10 protein-coding genes and 2 pseudogenes are annotated in these 15281 nt (G+C 73.3%); 8 read left to right on the plus strand and 4 right to left on the minus strand.

Annotated features, from left to right (window positions below; genetic code table 11):
* The first annotated feature begins 15 nt into the window (after positions 1-15).
* On the plus strand, positions 16-267 hold the full coding sequence (locus ACOBQB_RS26490; protein WP_423594931.1) for a hypothetical protein: 252 nt from the start codon (positions 16-18) through the stop codon (positions 265-267).
* Here the strand turns inward: ACOBQB_RS26490 and ACOBQB_RS26495 are convergent.
* Complete coding sequence (locus ACOBQB_RS26495) at positions 264-890, minus strand: HAD family hydrolase (RefSeq protein WP_423594933.1); 627 nt, start codon at positions 888-890, stop codon at positions 264-266. The two genes, ACOBQB_RS26490 and ACOBQB_RS26495, sit on opposite strands and share 4 nt — an antisense overlap.
* Positions 891-1003: 113 nt before the next feature.
* Here ACOBQB_RS26495 and ACOBQB_RS26500 point away from each other — a divergent pair.
* From ACOBQB_RS26500 to ACOBQB_RS26515, 4 genes and pseudogenes are all read left to right on the plus strand, one after another.
* A pseudogene (locus tag ACOBQB_RS26500) lies at positions 1004-2001 on the plus strand (FecCD family ABC transporter permease).
* Positions 1998-3065 carry a FecCD family ABC transporter permease gene (locus ACOBQB_RS26505; RefSeq protein ID WP_423594935.1) on the plus strand — a complete coding sequence of 356 codons (1068 nt, stop codon included), beginning with the start codon at positions 1998-2000 and terminating at the stop codon, positions 3063-3065. Before ACOBQB_RS26500 ends, ACOBQB_RS26505 begins: the two are co-directional and overlap by 4 nt.
* Positions 3062-3894, plus strand: a pseudogene (locus tag ACOBQB_RS26510) (ABC transporter ATP-binding protein). Before ACOBQB_RS26505 ends, ACOBQB_RS26510 begins: the two are co-directional and overlap by 4 nt.
* Positions 3895-3921: 27 nt before the next feature.
* A complete protein-coding gene (locus tag ACOBQB_RS26515; RefSeq protein WP_423594937.1) occupies positions 3922-4920 on the plus strand; it encodes an ABC transporter substrate-binding protein in 999 nt (332 codons plus the stop codon).
* A gap of 15 nt (positions 4921-4935) precedes the next feature.
* Here ACOBQB_RS26515 and ACOBQB_RS26520 read toward each other — a convergent pair whose 3' ends face one another.
* Positions 4936-5949: a hypothetical protein gene (locus ACOBQB_RS26520; RefSeq protein ID WP_423594939.1), complete on the minus strand. Its 1014-nt coding sequence runs from the start codon at positions 5947-5949 to the stop codon at positions 4936-4938.
* A 595-nt stretch (positions 5950-6544) separates the two neighbouring features.
* Here ACOBQB_RS26520 and ACOBQB_RS26525 point away from each other — a divergent pair.
* Positions 6545-7639, plus strand: coding sequence for a glycosyltransferase 87 family protein (locus ACOBQB_RS26525; protein ID WP_423598776.1), 1095 nt, complete (start codon positions 6545-6547; stop codon positions 7637-7639).
* On the opposite strand, the gene ACOBQB_RS26530 is transcribed toward ACOBQB_RS26525, so the two are convergent.
* On the minus strand, positions 7597-9240 hold the full coding sequence (locus ACOBQB_RS26530) for a DNA repair helicase XPB (protein WP_423594941.1): 1644 nt from the start codon (positions 9238-9240) through the stop codon (positions 7597-7599). The two genes, ACOBQB_RS26525 and ACOBQB_RS26530, sit on opposite strands and share 43 nt — an antisense overlap.
* A gap of 464 nt (positions 9241-9704) precedes the next feature.
* Between ACOBQB_RS26530 and ACOBQB_RS26535 the strand changes: the two genes are divergently transcribed.
* Entirely contained in the window at positions 9705-12200 is a 2496-nt protein-coding gene (locus ACOBQB_RS26535; protein WP_423594943.1) for a helicase-associated domain-containing protein, read from the plus strand.
* A 293-nt stretch (positions 12201-12493) separates the two neighbouring features.
* Complete coding sequence (locus ACOBQB_RS26540) at positions 12494-14539, plus strand: HelD family protein (protein WP_423594944.1); 2046 nt, start codon at positions 12494-12496, stop codon at positions 14537-14539.
* Here ACOBQB_RS26540 and ACOBQB_RS26545 read toward each other — a convergent pair.
* A complete protein-coding gene (locus ACOBQB_RS26545; protein WP_423594946.1) occupies positions 14536-15057 on the minus strand; it encodes a DUF2165 domain-containing protein in 522 nt (173 codons plus the stop codon). The two genes, ACOBQB_RS26540 and ACOBQB_RS26545, sit on opposite strands and share 4 nt — an antisense overlap.
* Between the last annotated feature and the right edge of the window lie 224 nt (positions 15058-15281).

Genomic DNA, 15281 nt, shown 5'->3' on the forward strand with positions numbered 1-15281 from the left:
AACTACCCTGGTGGGGTGCGTGACAAAACCCAAGCGAATTCGTCCGGGCCCGGCGACGGGATGGTCCGGATCGGAGCGATCGTCTTCTTCGTCGGCGCCGTGGCCACACTGGTCACGGTGGCCCCGCTGTTCCTCGGCACCGACCCCTTCCCGCCCCTCGCCTACGCGGTGTGCATGCTGATGGGCGTCGGCTTCCTCATCGCGGCCGCGGGCGTGCTGCGCGGCATCGCCGTGCAGCGGCGCCAGGCCAGGTCGGCGGCCGGCTAACCGCGCTCCCGCGCGGTGTACGCGTCGAGCCAGGCCCCGAACTCCGTCAGCTCGCCGAGGACCACGTCCGCGCCCGCCGCGCGCAGTTCCGCTGCGTCACACGGCCCGGTCGCCACCGCGACGGACAGCGCGCCCGCCGTACGCGCGCCGCGTACATCGCCGGTGTGGTCGCCGACGTACACGGACGCCTCGTGCTCGCGCAGCGCCACGGCCTTCGCCTCCGCCCAGAGCGAGCCGATGACGGCGTCGGCCTCGATGCCGAGGTGCGCCAGGTGCAGCTTCGCGTTGGGCTCGTACTTGGCCGTCACCACGATCGCCCGGCCGCCGTGCGCGCGGACCGCGGCCACCGCCTCGCGGGCGCCGGGCATCGCGAGGGTCGGCGCTATGGCGTATGTGGGATAGATCTCACGGTAGCGGTCGGCCACTTCCCGGATCCCTTCCTCGGGGAACCAGTGCCGCAGCTCCTGCTCCAGCGGCGGCCCGAGCCGCGTGATGGCCAGGTCCGCGTCGATGTACGTCCCCGTCTCCGCGGAGAGCGCCTGGAACGCGGCCTTGATGCCGGGCCGGGAGTCGATCAGGGTCATGTCGAGGTCGAAGCCGACGGTCGGCGCATGTGAGGTCATGGGCCCATTCTGCCGGGCGGCCCTCACCCCACCCTTAGACTCAGCCAAGCCTTACCAAGGCTTACCCAGCCTGATCGACATCCCGTTTCCGCACTCCGAAACGAGCCCAGCCGATGCGTGTGCCCGTCCGACGTGCCGCCGTCCTGACGGCGGCGGTCGTGGCCCTGCTGCTCGCCGTCCTGCTCAGCCTCGCCGTCGGCGCCCGCGCCATCGCACCCACCGCGGTGTTCGACGCGCTGCTGCACGGCGGACACAGCGACTCCGCCGAAGTGGTCCGCGAGATGCGGGTGCCGCGCACCGTCATCGGCCTGCTGGTCGGGGCGGCGCTCGCGCTGGCCGGGACGGTGCTCCAGGGCATCACCCGCAACCCCATCGCCGACCCCGGCATCCTCGGCATCAGCCAGGGCGCCTCGGTGGGCGTGGTCCTCGCCATCGCCTTCGCCGGCGTCCACACGCTGACCGGCTACGTCTGGTACGCGTTCGCGGCGCCGGCCTCGCGTCGGTCGCCGTCTACGCGATCGCGGCCGGCGGGCGGGGCGGGGCGACGCCCGTGAAGCTGGCGCTCGGCGGCGCCGCCATCAACGCCCTGCTGGTCTCGCTGACCACGGCGGTCCTCACCACCAGGGCCTCGGCGCTCGACGAGTTCCGGTTCTGGCAGGTGGGGTCGCTCTCCGGGCGCGACGCCGAGATCGTCGGCCAGATCTGGCCGTTCCTCCTCGTCGGTGTGGTGCTCGTCCTCGCGGTCGCGCGGGGCCTCGACGCGCTCGCGCTCGGCGAGGACGTGGCGAAGGGCCTCGGCCAGAACGTGGCGACCGTACGGATCGTCGGCGGGCTCGGCGCGACGGTCCTCACCGGCGCGGGAGTCGCCGCCGCCGGTCCCATCGCCTTCATCGGCCTGGCCGTCCCGCACATCGCCCGCGCGCTCGTGGGCAGCGATCACCGCTGGCTGCTGCCGACGGCGGCGGTCCTCGGCCCCGTGATGCTGCTCGTCTCCGACACGGCGGGGCGGATCGTGTTCCCGCCGAGTGAGGTGCCCGCCGGGGTGATGACCGCGCTCATCGGGGTGCCGTTCCTTGTGACGTTGGTGCGCAGGAAGGCGGTGGCGGCATGAGCATCGCGTCCCCGCGGATCAGGCCCGCCGGATACGGCGTCGCACGGCTGGGCAAGGCGGCCTTCCTCGTGCACCGGCGGGCCGCCGTCGTCGCGCTCGGCCTCGGCGTCCTGCTCGCCGCGAGCTGTCTGGCGTACCTCTGTATCGGTGAGTCGTACGTCCACCCCGTCGAGGCCCTGAAGGTCGTCTTCGGGCAGCCGTCCGCCGACGAGCTGGTGGTGGGCACGCTGCGCGAACCCCGCATGGTCGTCGGGCTGCTCGTGGGTGCCGCGTTCGGCGTGGCGGGCGGGCTCATCCAGACCGTCGCCCGCAACCCCCTCGCCAGCCCCGACATCATCGGCATCAGCCAGGGCGCGAGCGCGCTGACCGTCGGCGCGATGACCTTCGGGGTCACCTCCTACACGGTCCTGCCCTACCTCTCCGTGCTCGGTGGCGTCACGGCGGCCGCCCTCGTGTACGTCTTCGCGTGGCGCGGCGGCCTGCACGCCACCCGCTTCGTGCTCATCGGCATCGGCTTCGCGATCGCCCTGCGCTCGGTGACGACGCTCTTCATGACCAAGGGCGACTACCTCGTCGCCCAGCAGGCGCAGATCTGGATGACGGGCTCCCTCAACGGCCGCGGCTGGGCGGAGGCGAACCCGCTCACCTGGACGCTGCTCGCGCTCCTGCCCTTCCTCTGTTGGGCGGCCCGCGCCCAGCGCTCGGTCACCATGGACGACGACACGGCGACGGCCCTCGGGGTGCGCCTGGGGCACGTACGCCTCGGTCTCGTCCTGCTCGGCGTCGTCCTCGCCTCGGTGGCGACCAGCGCCGCGGGCCCCGTCGAGTTCGTGGCGCTGCTGGCCCCGCAGATCGCCCGCCGCCTCACCCGCACCGCGCAGATCCCGCTGCTGTGCTCGGCGCTGACGGGCGCGCTGATCGTGGTCCTCGCCGACCTCCTCGCCCGCCGCGCCTTCTCGCCCACGGAGCTGCCGGTGGGCGTCCTGACGGCGGCGGTCGGCGCCCCGTACCTGATCTGGCTCATCATCCGCAGCCGCTCCGTCCGCAATGGAGGCACGTCGTGACAGCCGCCGCCCGTCTCACGGCCCGCGAGCTGACCCTCGCCTACGAGGACCGCACGGTCGTCGACCGCCTCGACCTGGCGATCCCCGACGGCAAGGTCACGGTGATCGTCGGCCCCAACGCCTGTGGCAAGTCCACGACGCTGCGGGCGCTCGGTCGGCTGCTCAAGCCGAAGAGCGGCGCGGTCCTGCTCGACGGCGAGGCGCTCGCCAAGCTGCCCACCAAGAAGATCGCCCAGCAGATCGGCCTGCTCCCGCAGACGCCCGTCGCACCCGAGGCGATCACTGTCGCCGACCTCGTCGCGCGCGGCCGTCAGCCGCACCAGCACTGGTGGCAGCAGTGGTCCGACGAGGACGAGAAGGCGGTGACGGAGGCGATGGAGCGCACCGACGTGTCCACGCTCGCCGAACGCTCCGTCGACGAACTCTCCGGCGGCCAGCGCCAGCGCGTATGGATCGCGATGGCCCTGGCCCAGGACACCGGGCTGCTCCTCCTCGACGAGCCGACGACGTACCTGGACATCTCCCACCAGGTGGAGGTCCTCGACCTCGTACGCCAGCTGAACCACGACAGGGGCCGCACGGTCGTCGTCGTCCTGCACGACCTCAACCAGGCCGCGCGGTACGCCGACCACCTCGTCGCCATGAAGAGCGGCGAGGTCGTCGCCGAGGGGCCCCCTTCGGAAATCGTCACCGAGGACCTCGTGCGCGAGGTCTTCGGCCTGCGGTGCGTGGTCGTGCCGGACCCCGTGACCGGCTCCCCCTGGTCGTCCCCGGGGCGCCGTGGTCCGCGACCGTGACCACGCCCGCCCACACCAGCACCTCCGCATAACCGAATAGCCGCACGAAAGGCATCCCCATGAAGCGTTTTTCCTCTCATTCCCGCTCCCCGCTGCGCCGCCGCGCGCTCCTCACCGGCTCCCTGGCCCTGACCGGCGCGCTCGCGCTGACCGCCTGCGGCTCCTCGGACTCCGGCTCCGCCGAGGGGTCCGGCTCGGGCAGGACGCACACCGTCAAGACGGCCATGGGCGACGTGTCGGTCCCCGCCAGCCCGAAGCGGGTCGTCGTCCTCGACACCGCCGAGCTGGACTCCGCGATCTCGCTCGGCGTCAAGCCGGTCGGCTCCACGCACGTCGAGGCGGAGTCGGGCTTCCCGGGCTACCTGCCCAAGGACAAGGTCAGCGGCATCAAGGACGTCGGCGAGATGCTGAACCCCAACATGGAGGCCATCGCCGCGCTCAAGCCGGACCTGATCCTCACCTCGAAGGTCCGGCACGCCGCCAAGTACGACCAGCTCAAGGAGATCGCGCCGACCGTCATGACGGAGACGACCGGCTACCCCTGGAAGGAGAACTTCCAGGTGCACGCCGACGCGCTGGGCAAGAAGCCCGAGGCGAAGAAGGTCGTCGCCGCGTACCAGGCGCACGCCAAGCAGGTCACCGAGGCCATCGGCGGCCCCGCGAAGGCCAAGGCGACGAAGGTCAACGTCATCCGCTTCATTGAGGGCGCCGACATCCGCCTCTACGGCGAGCAGAGCTACATCGCCACGATCCTCAAGGACGTCGGCCTCGGCCGCGCGCCGATCTCCGCGAAGGCGAAGGACGGCTTCTCCTACGACCTGTCGCCCGAGAAGATCGACCTCGCGGACACGGACGTCATCTTCCGGTCCACGTACGGCGACCCGAAGAAGGCCAAGCAGACGCAGACCACGGGCAGCGGCCTGTGGAAGAACATGAAGGCGGTGAAGTCGGGCAACGTCCACACCGTCGCGGACGAGCTGTGGCTCCAGGGCATCGGCTACACGGCGGCGGACAAGATCCTCGACGAGCTGCGGACGGACTTGACGAAGACCAAGTAGACCCGTCTCCTCATTTCACAGCCGTCGCCGCTGCGACCTCCACACCAGGAAGAGCGCGGAGGCGACGGCCGCGCCGCGCAGCACCCAGGGCCAGGCCTCGCCGATGGCATCGCTCATGTGCCCGTCGCGGATCGGCTCCCCCCACCGCCCGTCCGAACGCCCCCACAGCCAGGTGAACCCGGCGGCCACCGCGAGCCCCGGCATCCCGAACACGGTCCACTTGGCCTCGGCGGGGGTGAGCCGGCGGGACAGGTAGGCGATGAGCCAGCCGCCGCCGAGGGCGGGCAGGCTGCCGAGGACGGCGCCCGCGAGGAGCAGGGCCGCGGCGAGCAGGAGCAGGGGGTTGCTGAACCCGGCGCCGGCGCCGCGGGCGGGCAGCCTGGGCAGCCAACGCCGCCGGTTCGCGCCCGGGACGGACTCCTCGATGAACTCCCCCTCCACCACCTCCGCGGCTTCGTCGCCGGGGGTGTCGTCGTCGGGGGAGGGCGGAGGCTTCAGTATCTCGGGGATCTCCACGCCGCCGACGAAGCCGGGGACGGTGTCGGCGCCGCCGAACGGACCGCTGTCCAGGCGCCACCAGTCGGGCTCGGAGCCGCTGGGGCCCAGTTCGTCGGAGCCGGCGAGGTGCGGGGGCGAGGGCCGGGGCCCTTCCACGAGGTCCTGCGGCAGCTCCTTGGCGCCGCGCCGGGGCCGGGGCACGAGCCGCCGCCCCTCCTTGCCCCGGGGCTCCCGGGGGGCACGCTGGGTGGGTACGGCCGGGCGGGGCCCGCTCTTGCCCGGCGGCGCCTTCGGTACGTCGCCGGGGGCGCCGTCCGCCCCGTCGACGATCTCCTCCGGGGTGCCGAGGCCGGCGAGGATGCGGCGGACGGCGGCGGGGCTGTCGGTGGCGTTGGCGCGGCTGCGGTCGATCCGGTCGCGCAGGTCGGCGACCAGGCGCATACGGGCGCCCGAGGGCAGCTGCCGCTGCTGGGCCAGGTCTCCGACCCGGCTCAGATAGTCGTAGACGAGCTGATCGCTCTCGATCCCCACGAAGTCCCCTCCGGGGTGGTGGCGTTGACGTTCTGCCAGGCCTTGACGGTACCGGTTCCGCGGGGTGTGCCCGCAACAGCGGCCGGCCCTACCCGGCGGTATCCCCCGGCCCGCCGCTCCGCGGCGGATGTCCCCCACCCAGCCACCGGCGTCGAGAGGTTGGAGTAGGGGCGAGCGGGGTGCCCGTTGCTCGGGAGGCGTGACCCGGTGGTGAGACACCCGAGGTGAAGTGGGGGAACGGACAGGGAGTGGAACCGGGCCGCGGGCGCCAGGCGGCCCGAGGGGACGTGGGGGTATGTGCGCGCGGAGCACAGTGGTGGTCATGCCCAGCCGATGAGCAACCGCAGGCCGGCGCCAAGATGGCGAGCACGGACATACCCCCGCGGGCCCGCCCCACAGACGAACTCAAGGCGCCAACCCGCACCAAAAACGGACATCGCGCGCACGTCACCCACTAGGGTCCCCACCCGTGAAACACCGCACCGCCGCGCTCCCCCTCCCCCTCCCCCTCCCCCTCCGGCTCCCCCTCTCCCTCTCCCTCCTCGCCCTCTCCCTCACCGCCCTCGCCGCCCTCTGCGCCACCCAGCACATCCCCATGGCCGACGCCCTCGTCTACCGCGCCGAAGGCGAAGCCGTGGCCGGCGGCGGTGACCTCTACGGGTTCACCGTCACGGAGTGGGAACTCCCCGCCACTTACCCCCCGTTCGCCGCGATCCTCTTCGTGCCGACGACGTGGCTACCCGTCTCCGCCCTCAAGCTCACCTTCCTCCTCGGCAACACCGCGCTCCTGGCCGTACTGGTCCACCTCTCCTGCCGCCTCACCGCCCTCCGCCCCCGCCCCCACCACCTCTGCGCCGCCACCGCCCTCGCCCTCTGGCTGGAGCCCGTCTTCCAGACCATCGTCTTCGGGCAGATCAACCTCGCCCTGGCATGCCTGATCCTCTGGGACCTGACCAGGCCGAAGAACGCGCCCGGCAAGGGCTTCGCGCTGGGCGTGGCCGCCGGGATCAAGCTGACGCCGGCGGTCTTCATCGCGTACCTCTTCCTCACCGGCCGGGTACGCGAGGCGACGACGGCACTGGCGGGCTTCGCCTCGACCGTGCTGCTGGGCGGGCTCGTCCTGCCCGCCGCCACCGCCGAGTTCTGGACGCGGCGCGTCTTCGAGACGGGCCGCGTCGGCAAGGCGTGGATCGTGGACAACCAGTCACTTCAGGGCCTGATCGCCCGCGTCACGCACGCGGCGGACCCGGGCCTGGCCTGGGCACTCCCCGCCGTGGCGACGGCGGCCGCGGGCCTGCTCCTCGCCCGCCGCGCCCCCGCCGACAGCCCCCGCGGCGTGCTCCTGGCCGCACTGACGACCCTGCTCATCGCCCCGATCAGCTGGTCCCACCACTGGGTGTGGTGCGTACCGCTCCTGGCCCTCCTCGTCGCCGAGGGCAGGCGACGTCTGGCCGCCGCCGTGGCCGTACTCTTCACGGCCCGCACCTTCTGGCTGCTCCCGCACCAGGGCGACCTGGACCTGCACCTGCCCTGGTGGCAGCACCCGCCGGCGTCACCGTACGCCCTGCTGGCCCTGGCGCTGCTGCCCTTGCTGGGCGGCGCGTACGCGCGAACGCGTACGCGCGTGCCCCGTCCGGCCCCCGTACCTCAGCTCCCGGCCAGCAACTCGTCCGCGTCGACGATGCGATAGGCGTATCCCTGCTCCGCCAGGAACCGCTGCCGGTGCGCGGCGAAGTCCTGGTCGATGGTGTCGCGGGCGACCACCGAGTAGAAGTGCGCCTGGTGCCCGTCCGCCTTCGGCCGCAGCACCCGGCCGAGCCGCTGGGCCTCCTCCTGGCGTGACCCGAAGGTGCCCGAGACCTGGATGGCGACGGTGGCCTCCGGCAGGTCGATCGAGAAGTTCGCGACCTTGGACACGACGAGGACGTTGATCTCGCCGTTCCGGAACGCGTCGAAGAGCCGCTCCCGTTCCTTGTTCGACGTCTCGCCCTTGATGACGGGCGCGTCCAGGTGCTCACCCAGCTCGTCGAGTTGGTCGATGTACTGCCCGATGACGAGGATCTGCTGCCCGGCGAACTTCCGCACCAGCGCCTCGGTCACCTTCCGCTTGGTCGCGGTCGTCGCGCAGAAGCGGTACTTCTCCTCGGCCTCGGCGGTGGCGTACGCGAGCCGCTCGCCGTCCGTCAGATTGACCCGCACCTCCACGCAGTCGGCGGGCGCGATGTAGCCCTGCGCCTCGATCTCCTTCCACGGGGCGTCGAACCGCTTGGGCCCGATGAGGGAGAACACGTCGGACTCCCGCCCGTCCTCGCGCACCAGCGTCGCGGTCAGGCCGAGGCGGCGCCGCGCCTGGAGGTCGGCGGTGAACTTGAAGACGGGCGCGGGCAGTAGATGCACCTCGTCGTACACGATCAAGCCCCAGTCACGGGAGTCGAAGAGCTCCAGGTGCGGATAGATGCCCTTCCGCTTCGTCGTCAGGACCTGGTAGGTGGCGATGGTGACGGGCCGGATCTCTTTCCGCGTCCCGCTGTACTCACCGATCTCGTCCTCCGTCAGGGAGGTCCGCTTGACCAGTTCGTGCTTCCACTGCCGGGCGGAGACCGTGTTCGTCACCAGGATCAGCGTGGTGGCCTTGGCCTGCGCCATGGCCCCGGCGCCGACGAGGGTCTTGCCCGCGCCACAGGGCAGGACGACCACACCGCTGCCGCCGTGCCAGAAGCCTTCGACGGCCTGCTGCTGGTAGGGCCGCAGCGACCAGCCGTTCTCGGCGAGGTCGATCTTGTGGGCCTCGCCGTCGACGTACCCGGCGAGGTCCTCGGCGGGCCAGCCCAGCTTCAGCAGCGTCTGCTTGATCTGCCCGCGCTCGGAGGGGTGCACGACGACGGTGTCGGGGTCGATCCGCTCGCCCACCAGCGGCTGGACCTTCCTCGAACGCAGGATCTCTTCGAGGACGGGCCGGTCGGTGGTCGTCAGGACGAGCCCGTGGGTGGGGTGCTTGGAGAGTGTGAGACGCCCGTACCGCGCCATCGTCTCGGCGACGTCGACGAGCAGCGCGTGCGGCACGGGGTACCGGGAGAACTCCACGAGCGCGTCCACGACCTGCTCGGCGTCGTGCCCGGCGGCACGGGCGTTCCACAGTCCGAGCGGGGTGACGCGGTAGGTGTGGATGTGCTCGGGCGCCCGCTCCAGCTCCGCGAAGGGAGCGATGGCACGGCGGCAGGCGTCGGCCTGCTCGTGGTCGACCTCCAGCAGGAGAGTCTTGTCCGACTGGACGATGAGGGGACCGTTCACGCGCGTGCCCTTTCCTTAGGCCAAACGTCCAGTGTGCCGCATCGAGCGGACCCCGGATGGTGACGTCGACGACACCCGCCCCCCGAAAGGGACACGGGCCCCGCCACGCCCGGCCCCCCTCAAGGGCCGCGGGGAACTGCGCGACCAGCCCCCACCGCCCCGCACGCACAAGAACCGACACGCACCACCCCCTCAAGGGCCGCGGGGAACTGCGCAACCAGCCCCCACCGCCCCGCACGCACAAGAACCGACACGCACCACCCCCTCAAGGGCCGCGGGGAACTGCGCGACCAGCCCCCACCGCCCCGCACCCGCAAACACCACCGCAAGCCCCCCAAGGGGCGCGGGGAACTGCGCGACCGGCCACAGACAACCCGCACCCGAAGCCCCACCCAAGCCCCACCCAAGCCGCGCAGGGCCCCGCAGGGCCCCGCCGAGGCCCCCGGCCCGCTAACGTGAGTCGGATGAGCACCGACGAGCCGCCGCAGCCCCCGGACCGCGCCGGCGCCAGCGCCAGCGCCCCCGCGCCCTCGCCCTCGCGCCCCGCGGACACCCCCCGCTCCCTCGCCGAAGCGCTCCGCACCCGCGAGGACAACGCCCTCGCGGTGCTGCTGCACGCCCGCCCCGACCTGCTCAACCCCGTCCCCACCGACCTGACGCAGCTCGCGACGCGGGCCGGCACACGGGCCTCCGTGGTGCGCGCCCTGGAGCGCCTCGACCGGTTCGCTCAGCAGGTGGCGCAGACCCTGGCCGTGGCCCCGGAGCCCACGACGTACGACGAGGTGCTCGGGCTGCTCGCCGGTGACGACGGGGACCCGGCCGTGGCGAAGGCCCTGCCCGGCGCCCTCGGCGCCCTCCACGAGCAGGCCCTGGTCTGGGGCCCCGACGACCGTCTGCGCCTGGTCCGCACAGCCCGGGAGCTGCTCGCCCCGGGCCCGCAGCACCCCTCCCCCACGGGTCTCGGCCCGACCGTGGCGGAGGCCACGGCCGGCATGTCGCCCACCCGCGTCCAGGGCATCGTGGCGGCGGCGGGCCTGCCCACCACCCACGACCCGGTCTCGGCGGTGGAGTCCCTTACCGCCCTGTTCACGGACCGCGCCCGCATGTCGGCGCTGCTCGACGAGGCCCCGGCCGAGTCGGTGGAGGTGCTGTCCCGCCTGGTCTGGGGCCCGCCCTACGGCCAGGTCACCGCGGACCCGGCCCGTCACCTGCGCTGGCTCCTGGACCGGGGGCTGCTGCTGCCGACGGCGCCGGGCACGGTCGTGCTGCCCCGCGAGGCCGCCCTGCACCTGCGCGCGGGCCGCGCGCACCGCGCGCCCGAGCCGACGCCGCCGCCGGTCGTGGCGGCGCGCGAGCACCGTCCACAGGTTGTGGACGCGACGGCGGCCGGCCAGGCGTACACGGCGCTCGCCACCGTCGAGGAGCTGCTGAAGGAGTGGGACGAGGGCGGCCCCGCCGTGCTGCGGGCGGGCGGCCTGAGCGTGCGCGATCTGAAGCGGACGGCGGTGGCGCTCGACCTGCCGGAGCCGCTGGCCGCGTTCTGGGTCGAACTGGCCTACGCGGCGGGCCTGGTGGCCTCCGACGGCGAGGCCGACGAGCGGTACGCGGCGACGCCCGCCTACGACGAGTGGCAGGAGCTGCCCGCCCCCGAGCGCTGGGCGGTCCTCGCCACGGCCTGGCTGTCGGCGACCCGCACGGCGGGTCTGATCGGCGGCCGTGACGGCAAGGACCGCACGCTGTCGGCGCTCGGCCCGCATCTGGACCGCTCGGCGGCCCCGGAGGTACGCCGCCGGGTCCTCGCGCTGCTCGCCGGGCTCCCCGAGGGCGCGGAGCCCGACGCGGACTCGCTGCTGGCCCGGCTGCGCTGGGAACGGCCGTCCCCGGCGGCGCAGGACCTGCGGTCGCGTATCGCGCGGTGGACGTTGAACGAGGCGGAGCTGTTGGGCGTGACGGGACGCGGGGCGCTGTCGCAGCACGGCAGGGTGCTGCTGGACGACGACGCCGCGCCCACGACGGCGCAGGCCCGCGGTGCCGCCGCCGCCCGCCTCCTCGCCCCGCTCCTGCCCCAGCCGCTGGACCACGTCCTCCTCCAGGCCGACCTGACCGCCGTGGCGCCGGGCCCGCTGGAGCGGCCGCTCGCCGAGGCCCTCTCCGTGCTCGCCGACGTCGAGTCGAAGGGCGGCGCCACCGTCTACCGCTTCACGCCGGGCTCGGTGCGGCGTGCGCTGGACGCGGGGCAGTCCGCCTCGGACCTGCACGCGTTCCTCGCGGCCCACTCCCGTACGCCGGTCCCGCAGCCCCTCGCGTACCTGATCGACGACGTGGCGCGCCGCCACGGCCACCTGCGCATCGGCGCCGCGTCCGCCTACGTACGCTGCGACGACGAGGCGCTGCTCAACGAGATCCTGGCCGACAAGCGGTCCCAGGGCCTGCGGTTGCGCCGCCTCGCGCCGACCGTGCTGGCCGCCCAGGCGGACCCCGGCACGCTCCTCGAGGGCCTGCGGTCGATGGGGTTCGCGCCCGCCGCGGAGTCCCCGGAGGGCGACGTCCTGATCACCCGGGCCCACGCCCACCGGACGCCGCCCCGCTCGGCGCCCGAGCCGGTGCCGGACGGGCCGCCGCTGCCCGACGACACCCTGGTCGCGGCGGCGGTGCGGGCGATCCGCGCGGGCGACCTGGCGTCGACCGCGCCCCGCAAGGAGGTCCACGAGACGCCGAGCGGTTCGCTGCCCCGGACGACGCCCGCGGAGACCCTCGCCACGATGCAGGCCGCTGTGATGACGGGCGAGGCGGTGTGGATCGGCTACGTCAACGCCGAGGGCGCCGCGAGCCAGCGGGTGATCGCTCCGGTCCGGGTGGAGGGCGGCTTCGTCACGGCGTACGACCACACGGCGGACGAGGTCCGCACGTTCGCCCTCCACCGGATCACGGGCGTGGCGGAACTGGCCGACGACGAGTGACCGGCGGGGCCATTCAGGTGCGGCTGGCCGGGGGCTGAGCGCGCAGTTCCCCGCGCCCCTGAAGGGGCGCCCACCCACACCCCTGAAAGGGGCGCGGGCGCGACCCCCTAGGGGCGCGGGGAACTGCGCGAGCGGCCCCCACACACGCACCCCAAAAACCACGTGCACCGCCCTCCACCCCCCGCCTAAGATGCCCCCTTCCCCGGCCTCCCCCGCGGAGCGCCGCCGTCCGGACGGAAACCGGCCGGCAGCAGCAGCACCAGACCCACCCCGCTGAACCGCCGGAGGCACCCGTGCAGGCGCACGACCACACCGACCCCCTCGCCCACGAGCGCGCGCACCTCACCGCGTCCCGCGCGGCCCTGCGCGCCATGCGTGCCGACGCCGAGGCCCTCGACATCCGCGACGTCACCGCGAACTGGGTGAACGCCGCCGTCCTCGAACGGCAGATCGACGACCGCATCAAGTCCCTCGCCGACCTCGCCCACACACCCCTCTTCTTCGGACGGCTCGACTACCTCCACGCCCCCGGCGCCGACCGGGCCGAGGGCGCCGAGGGCGAGCAGTTCTACATCGGGCGGCGGCACGTGCACGACGCCGACGGTGACCCGATGGTCATCGACTGGCGCGCGCCCGTCTCCCAGCCGTTCTACCGCGCCTCCAAGAAGAAGCCCATGGACGTCGCGCTGCGCCGCCGCTTCGGGTACACCGGCGGCGACCTCACCGCGTACGAGGACGAGCACCTCAGCGACGCGACCGAGGCCGAGCGGGCCAGCAAGCTGCTCCAGCGGGAGATCGAGCGGCCCCGCGTCGGCCCCATGCGGGACATCGTCGCGACGATCCAGCCCGAGCAGGACGAGATCGTCCGCAGCGGGCTCGGCGGCAGCGTGTGCGTGCAGGGCGGCCCCGGCACCGGAAAGACCGCCGTCGGCCTGCACCGCGTCGCCTACCTGCTCTACGCCCACCGGGAACGCCTTGCCCGCACCGGCACCCTCGTCATCGGGCCGAACGCCTCCTTCCTGCACTACATCGAGCAAGTGCTGCCCGCCCTCGGCGAGTTGGAGGTGAAGCAGGCCACGGTCGACGACCTCGTCGCCCACGTGGAGGTGCGCGGCACGGACGACACCGCCGCCGCCCTCGTCAAGGGCGACGCCCGCATGGCCGAGGTGCTGCGCAGGGCCGTGCGCTCCCACGTCACGCTGCCGACGGAGTCCGTGGTGGTCGTGCGCGGCTCCCGCCGGTGGCGCGTACCCGCGTACGAACTTGAGGAGACGGTGCTGGAGTTGCTCGCGCGGGACATCCGTTACGGGGCCGCCCGTGACGCCCTGCCGCAGCGCATCGCCCACGCGGTGCTCGTCCGCATGGAGCAGTCGGGCGAGGCCCCGGACGACCGCGTGCAGGACGCCGTGGCCCGCGACCCGGCGGTGAAGGCGGCCGTGAAGGCCACGTGGCCGCCGGTCGACCCGGCGAAGCTGGTGCTGCGGCTGCTGTCCGACGCGGAGTTCCTCGCGGAGCACGCCGAGGGGATTCTGGACGCCGACGAGCAGAAGGCGCTGCTGTGGACGAAGCCGCCGAGGAGCGTGAAGTCCGCCAAGTGGTCGGCCGCCGACGCGGTGTTGATCGACGAGGCCCAGGATCTCGTCTCGCGTACGCCTTCCCTCGGGCATGTCGTGCTCGACGAGGCGCAGGACCTGTCCCCCATGCAGTACCGCGCGGTGGGGCGGCGCTGCACGACCGGTTCGGCGACCGTCCTCGGCGACCTCGCGCAGGGCACCACACCGTGGGCGACCCGGAGTTGGGCCGAGGCGCTGGCTCATCTCGGCAAGGGGGACGCGGTCGTGGAGGAGCTGACGGCCGGTTTCCGCGTGCCGCGCGAGGTCATCGCGTACGCGTCACGGCTGCTGCCCGCCATCGCGCCGGGGCTCGCGGAGGTCGCCTCGGTGCGTGAGTCGCCCGGTTCGCTCGCGGTGCGGGAGGTGGCGGACCTGGACGCGGCCTGCCTGGAGGCCTGCGCCGAGTCGCTGCGGCGGGAGGGGTCCATCGGGCTCATCGCGGCGGACGCGCGCGTACCGGCGCTGGCTCAGGCGCTGACGGCGGCCGGGGTCACGTATCTCTCCCCCGGCGAGGAGACCACGCCCGACACCCGGCTCACGCTCGTGCCCGCGTCCCTGGCGAAGGGTCTTGAGTACGACTATGTGGTACTGGACGAGCCCGCCGCCGTGGTCGACGGCGAGCCCGACGAGCGGACGGGCCTGCGCCGCCTGTACGTGGCGCTGACCCGTGCGGTGTCCGGCCTGATCGTGGTGCACGCGGCACCGCTGCCGGGTCAACTGGCCTAGCGGGAGTTCTCTTCGGCCTGGGCGCCGGGCAGGTGGGTGACGATGAGCGCGAGGCCCGCCAGGGTGACGACGCGGGTGGCGGCGTCCAGGCCGTTCCAGTCCTCGGACTGCCACATGGCGAACCACTCGCCGCCGACGCCGATGAATCCGGCGCCGAAGAGCAGCAGGACCATCAGCAGGCCGGCGGTACCGAGGCGCCGCGCGCTCCGGTGACCGGCGTGGCGCCGCAGGGCCTTGGCCCACAGCACGGTCGCCGCGACGAGGGCGAGCGCGGCGGCGGCCTCCCAGATGATGATCGCGACGTACGCGGCGTCCTGGAGCGCGGTGGACTCCACCGCGCGCCACATCAGGTCGTCGTCCTTGAAGGTGGTGTCCATCGCGAGGACATGCCGTACGAACTGCTGGTTGGTGCCGAAGTCCGTGATGTTCCCGAACACGACGAGCGCCATGTACAACGCGACGGTCCCGGTGAGCACGGCCCCGGCGGCGGGCAGCGCGCGACTGGCAGATACGTTCATGAACTCCCCTCCCTCTCCCCCCAGTTGTACCGCAGCCCTCACCGAAGCCCCCGTAAGGGGCGCGGGGAACTGCGCGGCCCGCCCCCACCGACCCGCACCCAAAGAACGGCCGCACTTCATCTGCGACCGCGACGTGGCTGGTCGCGCAGTTCCCCGCGCCCCTGACGGGGCCCGAGCCCCCGCCGAAGCCCCCGGCAGGGGGGCGCAGGGAACCGCGCGAGCAA

This window comes from Streptomyces sp. G5(2025), from assembly GCF_049542075.1.
Taxonomy (GTDB): Bacteria; Actinomycetota; Actinomycetes; order Streptomycetales; family Streptomycetaceae; genus Streptomyces.